Annotated in this window: 10 protein-coding genes and 1 pseudogene; 1 reads left to right on the top strand and 10 read right to left on the bottom strand. The window is 32.4% G+C overall.

What is annotated here, in order from left to right; translation table 11 throughout:
• Nucleotides 1–43: 43 nt before the first annotated feature.
• The 10 genes and pseudogenes from JM80_RS11270 to JM80_RS11315 form a co-directional block, all read right to left on the bottom strand.
• Nucleotides 44–901 (bottom strand): hypothetical protein, encoded by an 858-nt coding sequence (locus JM80_RS11270; protein WP_144710158.1) that lies wholly within the window; start codon nucleotides 899–901, stop codon nucleotides 44–46.
• Between the two features lie 41 nt (nucleotides 902–942).
• Nucleotides 943–1056: pseudogene (locus JM80_RS11275) on the bottom strand (transposase); the annotation flags it as partial.
• 81 nt (nucleotides 1057–1137) lie between these two features.
• Nucleotides 1138–1764: a hypothetical protein gene (locus tag JM80_RS11280; protein WP_144710160.1), complete on the bottom strand. Its 627-nt coding sequence runs from the start codon at nucleotides 1762–1764 to the stop codon at nucleotides 1138–1140.
• Nucleotides 1765–1777: 13 nt separating this feature from the next.
• On the bottom strand, nucleotides 1778–2479 hold the full coding sequence (locus JM80_RS11285; protein WP_144710162.1) for a hypothetical protein: 702 nt from the start codon (nucleotides 2477–2479) through the stop codon (nucleotides 1778–1780).
• The gene (locus JM80_RS11290; protein WP_144710164.1) at nucleotides 2476–2982 is read right to left on the bottom strand and encodes a hypothetical protein; all 507 of its coding nucleotides are present in this window, start codon (nucleotides 2980–2982) and stop codon (nucleotides 2476–2478) included. The genes JM80_RS11285 and JM80_RS11290 overlap by 4 nt, the downstream gene beginning before the upstream one ends.
• Nucleotides 2983–2984: 2 nt before the next feature.
• Nucleotides 2985–6107, bottom strand: coding sequence for a hypothetical protein (locus JM80_RS11295; protein WP_144710166.1), 3123 nt, complete (start codon nucleotides 6105–6107; stop codon nucleotides 2985–2987).
• 1 nt (nucleotide 6108) lies between these two features.
• Entirely contained in the window at nucleotides 6109–7476 is a 1368-nt protein-coding gene (locus tag JM80_RS11300; protein ID WP_144711211.1) for a PKD domain-containing protein, read from the bottom strand.
• A gap of 1 nt (nucleotide 7477) precedes the next feature.
• Nucleotides 7478–10840 carry a T9SS type A sorting domain-containing protein gene (locus JM80_RS11305; protein ID WP_144710168.1) on the bottom strand — a complete coding sequence of 1121 codons (3363 nt, stop codon included), beginning with the start codon at nucleotides 10838–10840 and terminating at the stop codon, nucleotides 7478–7480.
• Nucleotides 10841–10843: 3 nt separating this feature from the next.
• Nucleotides 10844–12922 (bottom strand): hypothetical protein, encoded by a 2079-nt coding sequence (locus JM80_RS11310; protein ID WP_144710170.1) that lies wholly within the window; start codon nucleotides 12920–12922, stop codon nucleotides 10844–10846.
• Nucleotides 12922–17643, bottom strand: coding sequence for a hypothetical protein (locus JM80_RS11315; RefSeq protein WP_144710172.1), 4722 nt, complete (start codon nucleotides 17641–17643; stop codon nucleotides 12922–12924). The genes JM80_RS11310 and JM80_RS11315 overlap by 1 nt, the downstream gene beginning before the upstream one ends.
• A gap of 335 nt (nucleotides 17644–17978) precedes the next feature.
• Here JM80_RS11315 and JM80_RS11320 point away from each other — a divergent pair, with 335 nt between their 5' ends.
• Entirely contained in the window at nucleotides 17979–18965 is a 987-nt protein-coding gene (locus JM80_RS11320) for a GntR family transcriptional regulator (protein WP_144710174.1), read from the top strand.

Genomic DNA, 18965 nt, shown 5'->3' on the forward strand with positions numbered 1-18965 from the left:
GAAAAAAGTTGGTTGGTGTTTATAGTAGTTGTAAAAACAAGAATTATAGTTTTTCTCTTAAAATATGGTTTATAGCCATAGCTTTTAAAACCTCTTCTTTGGTTTTTAATTTGTCTAGTTTATCACTTTCTTCTTTTCTAAAAGGAACGTATGTTTTGTAATTATAGGTTACGTATGATGCCAAAGGCACTCTTTTTGCATTTAATAAGTACGTTTTTTTATACGTAGTATTATTTGCAAATGTTTTATACTCATACACACCGTAACCAATTAATAGTGGCTCACTATCTGGGTTTTCTTCTGTAGCAGTATTTTGGTAAATTTCTAACTCAGTAGCAGTAACCATCATAGTACTTTTAATACTAGTTGTTTGCTTAGGAGCATAGGTTTTTATAAAAATATCACGGTTTTCAAAGTCTCTTTCTACTTTGTAGCCAATGTGTTTTTTAAGTTCTTTTTCTTTGTTTTGTAGCTCTACCAATTTTGTTGGTATTTTGGTAGATTTAGCAATTAAATTAGGAATATTAGCTTCATTATAGCCATTACTATTTAAAAAGCCAGCTTCTACCAAGTACTTTACAATTCTTTTTTGCGTAATGTAAAAGCCTTTTTCTACTATAGCAAGTGTGTCTTGTATTTTGTCTCCTGTAACCACGTGGTAGTCTTTAGTTTCATCATCATGAAATAAGATAGACTTGTAAACAAAAGTTTTTACTTTAAAAAGCGGATTACCATCTACGTCTGATATTTGGTAGTATTTAGGTTTTTCTGTTTTTACCTTTTCTATGTTTGCAATTTTCACTTTATCTAAAAATATCTCTCCTTTTTTTTCTTTTATTTTCTGTGCGGTAGCACCAAGAGATACTAAAAATAATGAGGCAATAAGCAATTGTTTTTTCATAATTATATGTAATTTATTTGGGTGATTTTTATTGTTGATTCTTCTTCTAATACATTAAAATAAGTTTGTCTAGTAAATACATCTATCCAATAAACAGTAGCAAAACTTACAAAGTAAGCTGCTGTTGGATTATTAAATTTGTATTTTCTGCTCATTTTACTTTTATATTGTTTTGTTGCTCTGCTTACTCTTTACGTCAGGAGCTGGATGATTGTTCTAGCGGGGAATGTAAAGACTTACTCTAAATACTTACTTAATTCTGTCTTATTCTGTTTTAGAACCTCTGCTAGTTTTTTTGTGTTAATGACACCATTATCTTTAACTAAAGATTTTAACCTATTAATGTCAGTATATTTAGGGTCATTATTTGCATTGTAGAATTGAAATAATATATCTAAATTTGAGTTTAATAGAATTTGTTCTAGAATTTTTATTTCTTCATTGGAAATAGATAATTCTTCCCAATTTGTTGATGTTTTTACTGTTTTAAATATTAAATTTTCTGAGATAGATTCCTTTGAACGTGTTCTGTATTTGATCAAGTATATTTGTTTAGTATTAATAGCTACTACTAAACGAGAATTCATAATAATTTCAAAAGTTATTGAATCTTTTTTATTTTTAGAAAGTTTTTCTTCATATTGGCTAGTTAAGAGTCCTTCAGGTATAGATGAACTTAAATTCCTAGTAATGATTGAATCTTCTTTACTTGAGTTTAACTTGTAGCTATACGCATTGGAGTAAAGATATTTCTTATTAAAAGTTAACTTACCTTTTTCTCCTAAAAATTTTTTGTAATCAAGTTGAGAAAATACAGATTGAGATAATAAGAAAAACAGTATTGTAATTTTTATAAATTTCATATTATTTATTTTTCTACCAAGTTTTTGGGTCTTTATACATTGTAATTTTAGTGTCATCAACTTCAGGACTGTACCAACTAGCAAATTCTTTTTCAAGAAGTAATAGATCGAGTATACCATCATTAGAAACTCTATTGGAGATAGCTATAATATTAGGGACATCTGAATTTTGTAAAACAATACCTTTTATGACTTCCGTTTTCATACGCATAACAATTATAGAAAGAGTTGATAATGAGGGATGAGAGGTTTTTTGCCATCTACCATCATTTAATTGCATAACAGCAGCCCCTGATAGTACTTCAGTATCTTCGAAATGAGTAAAAAATTTAATAATAACAGTGGGTACTCCACCAATATTTAATTTTAATTTATGTATAAGTTCAAAATAATTTTTATCCTTATTCATCGATTTTACTTTGTCAAAGTGGCTTTGCTTTTTTTCTGAGGCTTTTTCCGCACCTCCCAAAGTGTTATAGTTTACCCACTCTTGATCTGTAGCAGAAAGAATTGACTCTAGTAATTGTTCTGGGTATTCATTTGTTACATTTTCCTTTTTTTTATAAATGGCTTTAGCAAAAGTGTTTTTTGGGTATTCATAGAAAGAAATTTCTGATTCTTCTGGGTAACTTAAAATTAAGTTAGCATCTTCTTGTGATCTAACTAGACTAGATGTAATTATTGTGAGTAATAGTAAAAAATTTATTTTTTTCATTTTTTTCTTAATTTAATCCATTTTTTTATTTGCCAAATTATTGAATATAAAGCAATTGATAATAGTAAAATGTTAATAGTAATTTGTGTTAAGTAGCCATCAATGTTGATGTCTGTATCTTCTTCTAAAGCAAATTGACCATCTATTCGTGGATGATACCAAATAAGTAAAGAGTCGTTATGTTTTTTTAAATAGTTTAAAGCTTCATTATTTTTTCTAATTTCATTAGAATTAGGAAATAAAGCATCAGTATTATTCACACTTGTAATTTTTTTTTCATTACCATAATAAAAGTAATATGTTAGTATATTTCTGTTTCCTGCTTTACTGGAGCCTTCATCAGAACTTATCACTAATGAGTCTATAACAACTTCTTTTTTTATAAAATCGCTTTTATTTATTAAATATTTAGATTTTTGACTTATGTTAATTAGAGTAAATGGAATACATAAAATATTAATTAGTAGTGTTATGGTTATTATAAATTTTAGTGCTTTTTTCATTATTAAAATGTATGTTCAATTTTAGATATAGGTATTTTATCAGTTATAGAAATACTTTCATTCCAATTTACAAGTTCGAATTCTAGTGTTCCTTTAGTTTGTATTACAATTTCACCCGAAAGTACTACTGGAGGAATGTAAAATTCAGCGATTAAATTTTTTGATTCAAAGTTGTAGTTCCCTGATCCCGCTATACAAGCAGAAGCTTTAAAGTCTACGTTAAAATCTAATAAGTTTTTGGCAACCAATAGCTCAACTCCAATACCTGCATTTATACATCCTGTAGCTTTTAGTTCAAAATAACTTTCATCTTTACTGTAAGTAGTACTTTCAATATACTTTTTTCGTTCTACACCTCCCTCTGCTGAAATTGAAAAACCAAAATTTATATAAGGACCAATTTTTAAAATACCAGACCTGTTGAGAGGTTCTAAGACAGGAATAGGAATAGTAATATCAGGAGATGTAACTGAAATACCTCCACTAACATTTTCTTTTTCTAATAAATAATATAGTCGTGAATTTATATCTTCTTCATTTACTTGACTACCATTTATTTTTATATCATCTATTTCAAAATCGATGTCACCAATAGGTAATATTTTATCTGCGAGTTCAAGATTATCCTCTATGTCATTAAAGCTTTTGGTTATTAGTTGACTTATAAAAGGAGGCATAAAACTCCAAGATTTTTCTCTACCATCAAACCAAACTATATCAATACCTTTTTCTACTAAATTAGGTTTACCTGCTTTAACATTTACAGAATAATTAGTATCCTGTTCTGTTAGGTTTAAATGAATGTCTTTTTTTCCGTAATTTTTGCCGAGATTACTTTGTTGTTTAGGTTCTTCATAATACCACACAATATCTTGTGATGAAATGTCACCTTGTGATAGATTAGGTCTTATATAAATACTAAAGTCTACCTTACGTTTTTCATTTACGAAAGGAGTTGATGATTTTTGTAAATATAGTTTTTCACCTGTTTTAGCAACTCTCTTTTTGTGATCTTCGCCTTGAGGTTTTGCATAAATGTCAACAAGCTCAAAATCTTCTAATTCTCTTTTTATTGTTATTTTTATGTTCTTATTGTTATAGTTAGCTACAATATCAAGTAAATAGACATTTTTCATATCAATGCCTAAATTATCATATTTTGTATCGTTAGTTACAAATGCAGAAGTATTGTCAGTACCTCCTTTTAAGACTTGCCAGTTAAATGTAGCATCTTTTGGGTAGTTTTTTAGTGTAAAAGCATAATGTGAATTGTTTTTATCATAAGGAACTTCTATAATATCATTATTATTATAATCTACGCCATTATAGACAATTACAACACCTTCTTCTGAAGATTCATTATTATCAGAATCTTCATTTGTATTTTCATTATTAGCTTCATTTGATGAGTCATTGCTATTTTGTCCTTCTGTAGAATTTGAGTTATTATTTGACGAGCTGTTACTATTGCTATTAGTGTTGTTGCTTGTATTAGAGCTATTGTTGTTTGTATTGTTAGTAGTTGAGCTGTACTCAGTATCTGTGTATTCAGGTGTTGGTGCATTTTCTTCATTATCAACTTCAAAAACGCTTGCTATAATCTCACTAGCACTTTCGGCTAAATCTCCAATGGCATCTAACTCATTGGCTATATCATCCATACCTCCCCATTCTTCATCATACTCCGTTTCTACAATACCATTGGTTAATTGCTTGTCTGTATTTATTTGTATGTTGTTAAAAGTAACCCTTATTTGTGTGTCTCCTAAATAAGGTACTACTATAAAGCCCCAACCTGTGTAATTGCCATTGCCGCCGTTTACTTCTTTTACAGTTACAGGAAAATCACCTGCTGTAAAAACATCATTAACGCCTAGTAGTTGTAGTGGGTCTTGGTTGGTAATTACAATTTCTGGTGGTATGCCGCAATTGTACTCATTAGCGTCTTCTTTACCAGGAGTTGTAAATGTGTTTATAGCCGAGTAGCTGTAGCCTCCGTTTTGTACACATTGGCCACCAACTCTATACTCATACGTAGTTTCAGCTTCTAAAAAGAATAATTTCTTTTTGGTTTCCTCAGTTTCAGACTCAAACCACACATTATTACTACCGCCTTCTTTTCTAAATTGTATTTGGTAGTTAATATGGTCTGGGTTTTGTTGCCACGTAATTTCTTCTGTGGTTGTACCTTCAGACTTTGCTAAAATATACTGTGGAGCATCGCACTTGCCAGTATAGGTAAAGTAAAAAATTTCGCTATAACCACCATTTTTAAATACAGCAGTTTCACTAATGCCATCGCTAACAACAGCACGTACACGCCATCCGTATGTTTTGCCTTCTAACAAACTAGTTTCCCCTGGGCCGTAGAGTAGGGTATTGGCAAAACCTGTAGTTTGGTATAAGTTGGGTGAAGCTAAAAAAGCTGCTTGTGGGTCTACGTTAGTATCCCAAAGTTCACGCAGTTCAAACTCATATTCTACACCAGTTGCATTTACGTGTCTTGGTGTCCATTGAAAAATAATATTTTGAGGATCTCTAGCAGGTACTTGTTCCCCGTTTTGTGGTAAATTTAAAAAAGGAGGATCGTTAAGAACTAAGTAAACAGGATAGCATTTTTTTTCTGATAAAGGTCTTCCTGTTGTCCAATCAAAAACCTCAAAACAAAACTGATACAGGCCATCTGGTAGCGGTTTGCTGTATTCACTAGGTGTAATGCCATCTAAGTTTTGTAAGTCAAAATACGGTTGTAAATCTAGGTTAGATAAGCGCAACGGAATACCACCAGTTAATTGTATTGGCGCAGCATTTTGAACAAAATCTTTAGATTGTATGTTTACACTGTTGCCAGAGATAGAAAATCGTAAACGCACTTGTAAGTCGGACTCATTAACATCTGTTAAAAGCAAGTTTACCAGTAGTTTTTCTGTGGTAGAAGTACTGTAGTCAGACAGTTTTAAACTGTAAGGAGGTGTTAGCTGTGGCGATACTTGTACAGGGAATAATTGTGCCGATGCTACAGAACTCGTAAGTAGTACGAGCATTACTAATGCGACACCTAAAAACTTGTTTATAGGTGCACTTAATAAGCTTGTTTTAAAAGGTATTAAATTACGTATTTTCATCTTACTGTTTCTGTATTTTAATATCGGTTAGTATGTAAGAGGCTTGTCCGTCTTTTACATATTCTTTTATTTTTATAGCACCATTTCTACCATCTGCAGTAGTAAACAATACAATTCTAGGTACTGTAGCATCTGTAAAATGCTGCGATCCTCCGTTTGTTTCTGTAACGGTTAAATTGCTTAAAACGCTATCGTCTACCATAGCATCAAACTCTGCAACAGTTAGTAATGTAGAGCAGCCACATTGTTCTTGAGAATTTATAATACGTGTGTTTTGTGCATTTGCTAATGCAGGAAACGTAGTAGTGCTTAAATCGTCTGGAGAAACAAATTTGTTAAAAGTAAAATCTTCGCCCAAGCCAAAAAATACAATATCTATTAAGCTACCATCTATAGCGCCTAGTTCTTCTTTAGTGTAGATTTCTCTGGTTGTGGCAGAATAAAAAGCACCTATAGCATTGTTGTTATGTGCAGTGTTAATTCCGAATTTTATATCCGTTAAAGTTCTAATATTAGTATCGGCTAAAAGTTCTATAGTTTTAGAAATAGATTTTGATTCTTTGCCGTTAGAAACTGTTAACGTAAGCGTTTGTGTGCCTTCTACGTTAAAAGTAACAGTTGGGTTTTCTTCTGTACTAGTTGATGGTGTAGCATTAGTAAAGCTCCAGTTGTACGTTAAAACACCTGTACTATTGTTTTGCATTGTAAGGGTTACTGGAATTTGAAGATCATCATCTTGAAAAGCAACTTCCCAATCAAAGTTAGCCAATAACCCATCTGCAACGGTTATTGTTTTTTCTAGTTGATGGGTTTCTTTACCGTTACCAACCACTAATGTTATAAGATGATCGCCAGGTTCATTAAAAACTACTGTTCCTGGTTGTTCCTCTGTTGAAGTTTCTGGAGTACCACCTGCAAACATCCAATTATAAGTTGTAGCTCCTTTTGTGTTATTGGTTATTAAAACTGATGCAGGTGCAAAATTATTAGTTTGTATTTCGGCATCAAAAGCAACTTCTACAGCAGCATCTATACTAAATGTAATTTCTTTACTATCTGCAGAGTCATCTTTATTTGATGCGTCTAAACGTATGGTATAGTCACCTTTAGTATTGTAGACTAAAGCACCAGGATTTCTATCTGTACTAGATTCCCTATCCGCTCCAACAAAAGACCAAGAGTAGGCGTCTGCGCCAACAGTTTTGTTTAAAACTTTAACCGTAACAGGTATAGAATAATCTTCATTAATTATAGCAATTTCAAAATCTATAACAACAGGTACAGCTTGCTCTTGTGTACAACCAGTATACAAAAGTAAAATTGCAATTAAATTACAATAGTAAAGCGTTATTTTTTTAGAGTTAAGCATACTAGTTAATAATAATTTTTCTGATTTCACTCCCTTTAGCAGTTTCTAGTAACAAAACATATGTTCCAGAAGCTAATGTTGTACCATATTCTAGATTAAAATTAACAGCAGCTTTTTCTTTACGCTCGTTTACCAAACCTTGAGACGCCATACTAAATATTTTAAGTGAAATAGGGCTAGCCTCAGAAAGTAAAATATCTACATAAAATTGGCCACTAGAAGGGTTAGGATATATTTTAAACTCTTGAATGAAAGGCGTTTCAGCATCGCCAATATCTGGAATGTTTTCTGCTTCGCCAATAATAATAGTTTTCATATAGTCTAAGAAACAAGTTCCTTGGTTAGAGCGTAGCAATATATCATAAGAACCAGGTTCATCAAACAAAAGAATAACATTTTCATCTGTTTTAGCAATAACTACAGCTTCCTCTGGTAAAAACCATTCTACTTTATCGCCTATAGGTTCACTAATATTTACCAAAGCTAATTCTTCACCAGCAAAAGCCTGAGTACTTACAATAAAGTGAGCATCTATTGGCGTATCTGATACTGTAATTACAATACTATCACCACCATTACAACCAAGTAAAGTTGTAACTTCTACAGTATAAGTGCCAGCTTCTGTAACTTCAATGCTAGGCTTTGTACTTGTAAATCCGTTATCTGATGTCCATAAATATGTGGTGCCACTACCTTGGTATGTTGCATCTAAAACAACACTTTGTCCGCCACAAAGTAATCTGTCTTCTCCTAAGCTAATTAAATCTGGACTAGGATTTTCTAATGTAATTTCTACTGTTTCTGAACATAAATTAGCGTCTGAAACTGTAATGGTATATGTACCTGCGGTTAAGTTGTTGGCGTAAAAACCAGTCTGACTAGGTATAACATTACCATCTTTAAGCCAATTGTATGTGTAATCTTCTAATCCGCCACTAATACCTAAAGATATTACACCGTCTGATCCGTTGTTACAAACAGGATCGTTTTCTTCTAAAATAGCAACTTGAAGTGGGTTAGGAGCATCAATTATAACTTGACTTGTAGCCTGACACCCCTTTTCGTCAGTAACAAAAAGAAGGTAAGTTCCTTTTTCAAGATTTTCAATTCTAGGTTCCGTAGAACCGTTAGACCAGTTTAATGTATACGAACCAGTTCCACCAGTGATTGTAGCTTCTGCCCAACCTTCAGTGCCATCAGAACATAATAAATCTCCTTTGGTGAAAGTAATTACAAAAGGTTCAGGATCTAGTAAGTCGTGAATAACATCCGTCTCATTAACCAAACTATTGTTTACATAATTACCAATAACAATACCGTTTGCATCTCTAATATTTACTGAGTAACGAGCAGCAGTTAAATTGCTGATAATACTATCTTTTTCTTCTGTAAGTATTTGAAAAACTCCGTTTTCATCTTCTTTTTTCCAAGTATAATAATATGGTAATCCACTATTTGCTAAAGCATCTAATTTAATACCACCTGTAGCGTGAGCAACTAATTGTCCGTCTCCAACAGGATTGTTAAACTCATTTAAACTGTTACAAGAAACAGGGTTTGCTTCTTCAATAGTAAGTAGTAATTCATCAGGATCTTCTATAGAAAAATCTCCTTCAGCAAAACAAGTAGTTTTTTGTGTTGCTTGCGTATGGTTAGCGTCTGTTACAGTTAAAGTATACGTGCCTTCTCCAATATTGTTTAAAGTAAAAGTTTGACTTTCTTCAACGTCATCAAAAGTAGTATTAGAAGCATAACCATCTCCAAATACAGTTCCGGCTGAGTTTTTCCAAACTACCGTATATGGACCAGTACCACCAGTTACAATGGCAGTAATACGGCCATCAGTGAAGCCATTTGCGGTAGCGTCATTACTTTCGTTTAATCTATCTACTGTTACTTGTAAAAATCCTAAAGCTAATATGTTGTTAGGTTCTTCAGTTGTTACTGTTAATTCCTTATCCTCATCTTGAACAGGAACATACTCACCCTCTACTAATATTAAGTTTTTAGCAACACATTGGTTGCCATCCATAACCTTAATTTTGTTAAGTCCTGCAGACAAGTTATTTATTCTATGTGTATGTGTATCTTCAAAATCTTTCCAACCGTCATCAGTACCATCAGGCTTAATTACCAGATACTGATAATTACCTTCTGTACCACCCTCAGCGGTAACTAAAACGGTACCATCTTGCCCATTTTTACAGTTTACTTTAGTAGAGTCTGAAAGATCAAAGCTAACATAATGTGGTTCATAAACATCAAAATCAATTTTATGATTATCACCATCAGCGAAAAGGGTAGTACCGCCAAGAAATTCAATACGAAAACCATCATCAGTACTTCCTGGTAGCCCCGTTATTGTTAATCTATCATTAACAATATCATCAGCAGTAATATTATTAAATTTTGGGTCTATGGTTATTTTAGAATATAAAGGCTCTCCATTTACATCGGTACCTGTTTCTTCAGATAAGTCTAAAACTTCTAATGCAAAACTTTCTCCAGGCTCTAAATTTTCATCAAAAACAAGTGTTATTTCTGCGTCATCTGTACCGTTACATTGTAAGCCAGTATTATTTTCAATAGCAGTAATATGGGGTGCAGATGGGAGGATTTTAAATACATTATTGGTTGGAGACTCTAAATCACCACACGTATTAACTCTAATTGCTAAAAATTTACCAATAGTACTTTCATCTAAAAAACTAGAAGGAGTTAAAGAAAATGAAGTTTGACCTTGAGTAGCAGTTGAAAAGGGCATATTTAACCAATTGTTATTGGATATATCACTTTCGTTATCTACAACTTGATATTGCCAATTGTAGATAGATGTGTTAAAGCCCATTGAATTAGCTGTGACACTAACATCAAATTCATCTTCATAACCAATTAGGTCACTAGGTGGTGTTTCTAGTTCTATTACAGGATTAATATCGTAATCTAAACTAATTGATAATCTAGCATCCCCTCCATCATCGTTCCCTTGTATATGTCCCTGGTAAATACAACCAGTTGTTGGAACGGTACTTGTTATATCTAAAGATGCGGTATCACCATTACAATCTCTAGGAAATCCTCCTTTCTCATGAAGAAAAGAATGGAAGAAAACACTTTTTATTCTTTTACTTACTATTTTTGTTAAGAGTAAAGCTGCTGTTTTGTCATCATTATAGACTTCATAAATTCTCTCTTGTGTATTGTCGTAGTAAGTTATATCAATCCATAAATTGTTTGTGCCGCACCTATCATCATCATGATATTCGTCAAATACATAATTGTAAATTTTTAATTCATAGGATTGACTTAATAGAGAGTTGGAAACACCTAAAAAGATAATGAATAAAAGAAATAATTTTTTCATAGCTTAATAATTTACTTCTATAGTCTCCAAAGTTCCAAAACTACCATTAGCAAATACAGGGCGTACTTGGTAGATATAGATATTATTAGGAGATATATTGTTGTCTATAATTTTTGTAAGTGATGCAGTTAATTGCTTCCAAGTAGAAGGTTTTCCTTCTTTTTTAGATTTAAAAATGACCAATTCCTTAATTTCCGATGGTAATTTTCGCCAGTTTAGTGTAATGCTGTTTTGCTCTCTGTCTACTGTTGCGTTTAAACCCTTTAAAACTTTGTCTTCTGTATTAGAAGCTGTTTCTATGGTTAGGGTAGGTGAGTCCGCAGATATCAGTCCGCTATCATCTATCGCCTGAATTTTATAGGTGTATTTTGTTGCAGCTGCTACTTTAGTGTCTTCAAAATTTGTGATAGTGTCATTTGTTTCAAAAACAAGTTCCCATTCGCCCACAGTGCTTTTATTTTTACGGTAAAGTTGGTGCCTGTCTACATCTGCACTTACACTTTTAATCCAAGAAAGCGAAACTCCATCTTTATTAACCTTATATTTTTTAAAAATAGGGGAAGATGGTGGTACAACATCTGGCTTTTTAATTTCTAACACCTCAGAGTAGTCTGAGTTATTGTATCTGTTATCTACAGCTACTACAGTATAGTATACTTTATCGTTTAAAGATTTAACTTGTACGGTATCTTTAAACTTATTTGTGGTAACCGGATCTATCGTAATTTGTGCGTATTCTTCGTTTTTTATATTACCTCTAAAAACGCGGTAGCCTAGCATATCCTTTTCTGTGTTTGGTTCCCAAGTAATTGTAGTTATTCCTAAACTATCCATAACACCAATTAGTCCAACTGGTTTTGCAGGCGGAATAGAATCTACAAACTGAACTAAAGCAGAAAACGATGCTGTTTCTGTACTATCTTTACCTACCGCAATTACTTTTATATAATTGGTAGCGTAAGGCGCAGTAATGTTTGCAGACCTTGTTTGTGGTGTTATTCCTTTTTTAATAATTTCATATTTGCCATTATCTTTTGTAGCAGCTCTTATTTGAAATTCAGCTACTTCCGGTTCTTTTTCTTTTGGAAACTCCCAGAATATATCGGCATTGGTATCTCCTATTAACTTATGATTGGTAATAAAAGGTGTAGCTGTTAGAGCTTTTTGACCTTGACCAACGATAGGTTTAGATGGCTTACCTTGCTCTCCAAAAGGCGAAACGCCTAATACTCTATAGTAGTATTTTTTGTTGTTTTGGGCTAAAGTATCTACATAATACATACGTTTTGTGGGCGAATCTTCTGTGTTGTTTAGATTTACTAATGGTAAGTCGTCTAAGCGCTTATAATTGGTACCATCTTCAGAACGTTCTACATAGTACGTTGCGTAAATGCTTTTAAATAGTTCATATTCCCACGTAAGCAATACCTCTTTATCTTTAAAAACACCCACTAAATCTATAGGAGCGGGTAGTGGCTCTGTATTAGAAGCTTCAATATAAATTAAACCTTCTTTTACGTTGGTTGCTAACTCTGCGGGAATAGCAGATTTTACACGATATAAATAGCCTTCATTACTTTTAATATTTGTGTCTTCAAAACCCAAGCCAGCTAATTTTGCCGCTTCAAAATTCATATCAGCAGCAAATAAAGCAAAAGAATAACGCTGTTCTAATTGTTGTACTTTATTTACAATAGCCATTAGTTCACCTTCATCTGTACCTACTTCAAAATCTTCACCGTGAATTGCTTGTGCTAGTATAGCGGCATTATCATTAGCCATAGAAATTTCTTCCCAAGATGCTACAGGAGCAGGTTTTAAAGTGCCAGTAACAATAGTTTTTTGTTCTGGTGCGTCTAACCTTTTACCATCTCTGTATACTGTAAAGCGTTCTAGTGTATAACCATAAGTATTTGCTCTTTGCCATACTACAGCATCTGTTGGTGCCCAACGCACTAAAATTTTGCCTTGTTGAGCTCTGGCAATAACTTGTATAGAAGGCGTTGTAATGCTATCTTGTTGTTGTGAATAAGCAGAGAACATTACAAATAAAGAAAAAAAGAAAAATATTTTTTTTATCATTAGTCTAAATCTAATAGATTTTTAAAGTTTACAGTTTCAGATGTACCCAATTTATTTCCAGGTAAAACATATTGTACTTTTATAGTATATGTTCCTTTTGGAATAAAAATATACTCTGTATCTAGTATTGCTGAATTTGGGTTAGTTAACGTAATTATACCATCTACATAATCATTTAAAACATTGGTTTTAGTAGTAGTGTAGTCTAATTTATAGATTTCAGGCAAATTATACCTAAACGGAAAATGTGTTCTTGTCCATCCTTTATTAATACCGTATGCGATGTTTGTAACATAATTTGTAAACAACGGTAATGCTCTTTTTGGAGGTAAACCATATGGATCTTCTGGGCGTTCTATTTTATATGCACCTGAACTGTATTTTTGATATAAAATTGGATTAATGTCTTGCTTAAAATAACTGTCATTTAAGTCGGATTCTGCAACTACCATTGGTTTGTTATCTGTATAGGCAGTACCTACTAGCTCTGCAGTTTCAAAAGCCTCGTGGTTATCTATAGCGTTATATAGGTAAACCACATCATTTGCAATTTTACCCCAACCATAGTTATTAACTTTTATTGCTTTTATCTTTTTAGCAAAAGTGTTGTAAGCACTACTACTAAAATTATAACCTATACGTTCTATACTACCATCTTTAGAAACAGATTGCGCATTATTATCTGTAACAGTAACTGTATTATCATCACCAAAATCTGTATTGTTTTCTGTTCTAGTAGATGTAGATTCTGAACTTGCATTTTTTGGTTTACTAAAAATAGATAATGAATAATTTGTAGATTTATCTAATGTTGGTAAAGTATAATTAATTGTGTTACTAGTATTGTTGTATGAAAATTCAGGTTTTTCTTCTTCACCTGTTTCACTAATTAATGCTAATTCACTTTTCCATTGCGAATCGTCAAACAAATAATCTTGACCTTGTTTTAATTGTATATAACCTTTATTATACTCTTTAGGATAGTAATACTCTTGATCTATAACAGGGTAGGAGTATACAATGTTTTTTAAAGGAATGTATTCTGGTGCTCCACCTGTAGTAAAAGAACGTTCTTCTGTTTCTTTTGCAGGAGCACCATCTACCATTACTATTTGGTAAACACCATTTACTCTCTCTTTAAAACCAACTGTTACGCTGACTTTTAATGGTGTTGAAGGAGGTAAAATATCTTCAGGAACAAATGTTACATTGTTACTATTTTCTCCCCATTCTAAAGAACCAGTGATTTCGGTATTACTTTCATCTGTAATTTTAAATTCGTCTAAGGTAATTTTATAAATATGGTCGCCATCGGCTTCAGGAATTGTCAATGCTTTTTCTACAGCCATATTAAATGCTGCTTGTGGCGTTGCAAAAACATCAGCTTCTGTTTCACCATCTCTTGGTGTTAGGTCACTAATTATTTTTAACCCTCCAAGTGGTGATGCATTGTCAAACTCGCACTCTTCACCAATAGTTACTTTAAAGTTAAATTTACCTTTAACTAAACCACCTAGTAAGTCATAATGTCCGCCTACATAACCACGCATCCAAACAGGGTTAGGGGCTTTAGCTTGTAATAATACAGCCGCACCAGCTTTTATAATAGGAATACGTTTTTTAACAAAGAATAATTTTAGGTTGATACCTAGTTCACCTTGTAAATAAGCATATGCTTGTCCGTTAGCATACCAACCATTAATACCAACTTGGTCTCCTGTGTTTACACATTGTGCCTGGCCGTAATCTTTAAGCATAATATCAAACCCTAAACCAGCCTGAAAACGAGCGTAGAACATTAAAAAGTTCATATCGCCAGTGTCTATAGAAAAGTCCGTTCCAAAGGCAAAACCGCGTCCATCACCTAGAGCATTTTCATCTCTCATATAATTTAAGGACTCAGCATCTACTCCTAAAATTTCTGCTACAATAGCAGGAGGAGGTGGACTACCAGGTATGTTGTCACCCAACATAAAATATCCGCCTGCTTGTGCAGATATTGCACCAACTCCTAGTTTTAAACCAAGTCTGTCTGTTGGTGTACCCATATGTACATACCATTCGTCTTCCGAAGAATGAAAAACACCCCAACCAGCTCTACCACCAGAAGCTCTACCTTGTAATACGCCACCAACAACATTTACATATAAATCCATAGTTGCATGGAATGATTTGTTTACAAAATCGAACTCCATTCCTATTTTAGCTGTTATACCAGCTTCACCAACAACTTCACTTTCATATTCATCATCTGCTTTGTCTAAAAAAGTTTTACCAACTTTGCTGTCCATTACACCATTTAAGGCCTCTGTGTCTACCATTTTACCTAGCTTATCTGTAAGTTTAGCAACAGGGTTGGGAATATCAAAAGCTTTCATCATTTGTGCTTCACCAAAGAAACCTAATCTATTTACACCGCCATTGTTGTTAAATTCTATTTCAAAACCAGCACCAATACTTATTGCACTTTCATCAGGAATACCTCCAAAAATCATTGCCTTTACACCTAAGCCAGTATCAGCATTAGGAATGTATGAAAGTCCTGAAGGAGAAAAATCTGGGCCAGCATTTGGTTGCCTGGTCATTTTGTAAAACGCGCCACCTGCAAAACCAGAAAGCTGTATTGGTCCTGCATTTATTTTAAGCCCGTGAACAGCAGCATCTACATACCAATACCTGAATTCTCTTTTTCCAAAAATAGCTTTACACGTAATTGGTCCAAATTCACTAAATGTACCTTCTATATTTCCAGAGAAGCCATTGCCATAAATAGGGTCGTCATTCATAAGAAGTAAGCCTCCTTTTATTTTAACCGCACCCATATTAGCTTCAATATTTATTTCTGAAAGATCTATACGGTCATACTTCCATTTTTGAACAAAATTCTCCTCACTAAATTTACCTATGATTCCTAATCTTGCATCCGCAGCAAAACCTTTATCTGATTTTCCCATAAGATTTATTTTCAAATCAAATGAAATACCAGCTTCTTGGTTATTAGAGTTAAAAGCAATATCTGCTATTGATACAGGGAAGTTGGCAAGTTTAACTTCATCTTTGTATCCAAAATAATCTACTTGTAAAATAGGGGCTTCAGTCTGTAATACTAAATTCTGAAACTCTATACCTTTAAAGTTAACCATGCTACTATCTGCATCTTTGGTGCCTTCATTTTCTAAAGATTGTTTTTGACTAGCAGATATTGCCATACGACCATTTAATACCGCTTTAGGCTTAAAGTTATTATCTGCTACTTTTAACTCAATAAATGAATTTGGTAGTAATTGTGCTTTAGCTTGCCATACATTAAAGTTTAGTGTATCTGCAGTAGCAACACGCACAAGATATTCCTCTTCACTTATTAAACCTTTATATGATAAGCCTAATTTTTTATCATCTTTATTAGTAGAAGAAGTTGTTTCTTTTTTAGCTGAAATAGGCAAAACTATTTGTCCGTCAAACGCAGCACTAGTTATGCGGTTTGTAGTAAGTTCAACATCAATATAATCAACAGAAAAAGCCCAAGCTTTTTTGTCATTAGTTCTTCCTTTATCTAGTGGAATAATATTTTCTGCAGAAAATAGTCCAGATACTCCATTGTTATCAATAATCATATTGGTGGCAGCAAACTTTACACGCTCTTGTTTAGCTATACTTTCTGATGTTTTAAAAGTCTTTGGTAAAGAAACCTCTAAAGACTGAACGTACACACCACGCCACAATTCGGCATTTGGTAATAGTAAACCTTTCTCATGATAATGCTGAGGAAAAGGAATATCAGGAGTTCTAGTATCACTAAAATCTAGCGTAGCTTCGTTTAAATTAAAAACAAATTTATCTGGATGTTTAGATAGCGTAAATGGCTGAAGGTCTATTGTTGCAACAATATCATTCCATCCACTAGCAACCATATTAAATTTTCCTGTTACTCTATTTGGTACCTGAGCTGTTGTACCATCTATTCTTTGTACATTTTTAAATTCTTTTTCTGGTTCACCAAGGTCTGTAACTGGTATAATTAAATTCCTTGAGAATTGTACCTCAGCTGCTAAACCCATTTCTTTTACACCATTACAGTCTATAGTAACATAGGTAAGGTTATCTGTATTACCTGTTTTATAGTCAAAACCACCTTTAAGTTCTAATAGCCAGTTACCAGCATTAAAAGGTATTTGTACATCTCCTAAAAGAACAAGGTTTGCATCGCCAAAAATTCCACCATCGTGAGAGAGTTTTACATTATTTGCGCCAAAAAATATTTCTAAAGGATCTCCGCTTTCATCTGTTTGGGGTAGTCTAACTCTAGCAAAAACAGTTAACTCAGTATAATCTTTGTGTATTGTTGCTTTTGCTATTCCAATAGAGTATTCTACTTCACTAACAGTGGTTTTAATACCTACTGGTAAGGTTACAATATCGTTATTTGATAAAGTATTAACCCAAGTATCTTTTAGGTCTATTTCTTCTAAAACTGCTGCAGCTTCATTTCTGTCATTGATTATTGCTTTAGGTGTCGGAAACTCTTCTTCAATGTTTTTTAAATTGAAAGAATTACTTACACTGTATAAATTTAAAATACCAGCATTCGCATTTGTACTCTTTAAAATACTATCCAATAATCTGTTTGTAGGGGTAGGGTTAAGGTTTCCTAAACACAATACAGGAACAAGAAGTAGTAAAAACAACAAAAAATTAGATATTAATCTATTTTTGTAATTCATAAGTAGGTTTTTTAAAATTGGTTTCCGTTGGCAATATAAGAATTTACTTTCACACGTTTTTAACAATTTATATTATTGCTTGTCAAGAATGTATATTCGTTATAGGTTTGTATATATACGTTATTTTGTGACTATTGGATCTTGCTTTTTAACATTTTTTTAATAAAAGCTTTTTTAGCTCTCAATATTGTATTTTTTAGATAAACGGTATTTTATTTACGACTAAATACTTTTTCGTTGTTTGAATTTACTTACATTATATGTTTGTAATCTATATTACTAATTTTAAAATAAAATTTCTATATTTGACAAACCAGAACAGAACAGAACGGTTTATGAAATTTGAAATTAATTCTAATAGTGATATACCAAAATACTTACAATTGGTTAATGCTATTAATGATGCTTTAGCTACAAACGTATTAACTAATGGAGATGCGTTACCCTCTGTAAATAAGGTGTGTAAAGACTTTAATTTATCTAGAGATACGGTTTTTAAAGCATATTCACTTTTAAAGGAGTATGGTGTAATAGCATCTGTGCCTAACAAGGGGTATTATATAGCTAATGAAACCAAAAAAGTGCTTTTGGTTCTAGATACTTTTAAAGCCTATAAAGAAGTTTTATATCATTCTTTTGTAAATAACTTGCCAAAAAATGTAATTGTAGATGTACAGTTTCATCATTATAAAATAGAAAATTATAAAACCATACTTAACAATAGTAAGGGTAAGTATTATAAGTATGTAGTTATGAATTTTAACCATAACAAAGTAGCAGAAATTTTATCTGATTTTGATACAAGTAACCTGCTTTTAATAGATTGGAATATACACGCAAAAGAAGATAGTAACTACGTATTTCAAGATTTTGGAGTTTCTTTTTCTAATGCTTTAAAAGAGGCTATTTCTAATTTTAAAAAATACAAGCGGTTGGTATTTGTGTATCCTACATTCACGTATCATCCTTTTGAAACGGTTACATATTTTAAAAAGTTCTGTAAAGAAAGCAATTTAGATTATGATGTTATTTTAGATGTAAATGACTTTAAAGTAGTTAAAAATGAGGCTTACATAAGTGTAAGTGATAGAGTTTTAGGTAACTTTTTAGAACAATGTAAAGATCAAAATCTGGAACCTGGTACAGATGTAGGTTTCTTATCTTATAATGAAACCCCTATGAAAAAATTTATATATAAAGGTATTAGTGTAGTATCTACAGATTTTAAAGCTCTAGGTTCTACAGCTGCTTCTTTTGTAACTAATGATAAGCCTTTGCAAAGCTATATTCCAACACAATTAATATTAAGAGAATCATTATAA

Origin of the sequence: Cellulophaga sp. RHA_52 (assembly GCF_007827205.1) — a bacterium.
In the GTDB taxonomy this organism is placed as follows: Bacteria; Bacteroidota; Bacteroidia; order Flavobacteriales; family Flavobacteriaceae; genus Cellulophaga; species Cellulophaga lytica.

What these genes read in the sequence shown, in the direction of transcription:
- JM80_RS11315 (WP_144710172.1), bottom strand. Translation starts at nt 17,643, where the DNA reads ATGAATTACAAAAATAGATTAATATCTAATTTTTTGTTGTTTTTACTA.
- JM80_RS11280 (WP_144710160.1), bottom strand. Translation starts at nt 1,764, where the DNA reads ATGAAATTTATAAAAATTACAATACTGTTTTTCTTATTATCTCAATCT.
- JM80_RS11320 (WP_144710174.1), top strand. Translation starts at nt 17,979, where the DNA reads ATGAAATTTGAAATTAATTCTAATAGTGATATACCAAAATACTTACAA.
- JM80_RS11305 (WP_144710168.1), bottom strand. Translation starts at nt 10,840, where the DNA reads ATGAAAAAATTATTTCTTTTATTCATTATCTTTTTAGGTGTTTCCAAC.
- JM80_RS11300 (WP_144711211.1), bottom strand. Translation starts at nt 7,476, where the DNA reads ATGCTTAACTCTAAAAAAATAACGCTTTACTATTGTAATTTAATTGCA.
- JM80_RS11270 (WP_144710158.1), bottom strand. Translation starts at nt 901, where the DNA reads ATGAAAAAACAATTGCTTATTGCCTCATTATTTTTAGTATCTCTTGGT.
- JM80_RS11290 (WP_144710164.1), bottom strand. Translation starts at nt 2,982, where the DNA reads ATGAAAAAAGCACTAAAATTTATAATAACCATAACACTACTAATTAAT.
- JM80_RS11295 (WP_144710166.1), bottom strand. Translation starts at nt 6,107, where the DNA reads ATGAAAATACGTAATTTAATACCTTTTAAAACAAGCTTATTAAGTGCA.
- JM80_RS11310 (WP_144710170.1), bottom strand. Translation starts at nt 12,922, where the DNA reads ATGATAAAAAAAATATTTTTCTTTTTTTCTTTATTTGTAATGTTCTCT.
- JM80_RS11285 (WP_144710162.1), bottom strand. Translation starts at nt 2,479, where the DNA reads ATGAAAAAAATAAATTTTTTACTATTACTCACAATAATTACATCTAGT.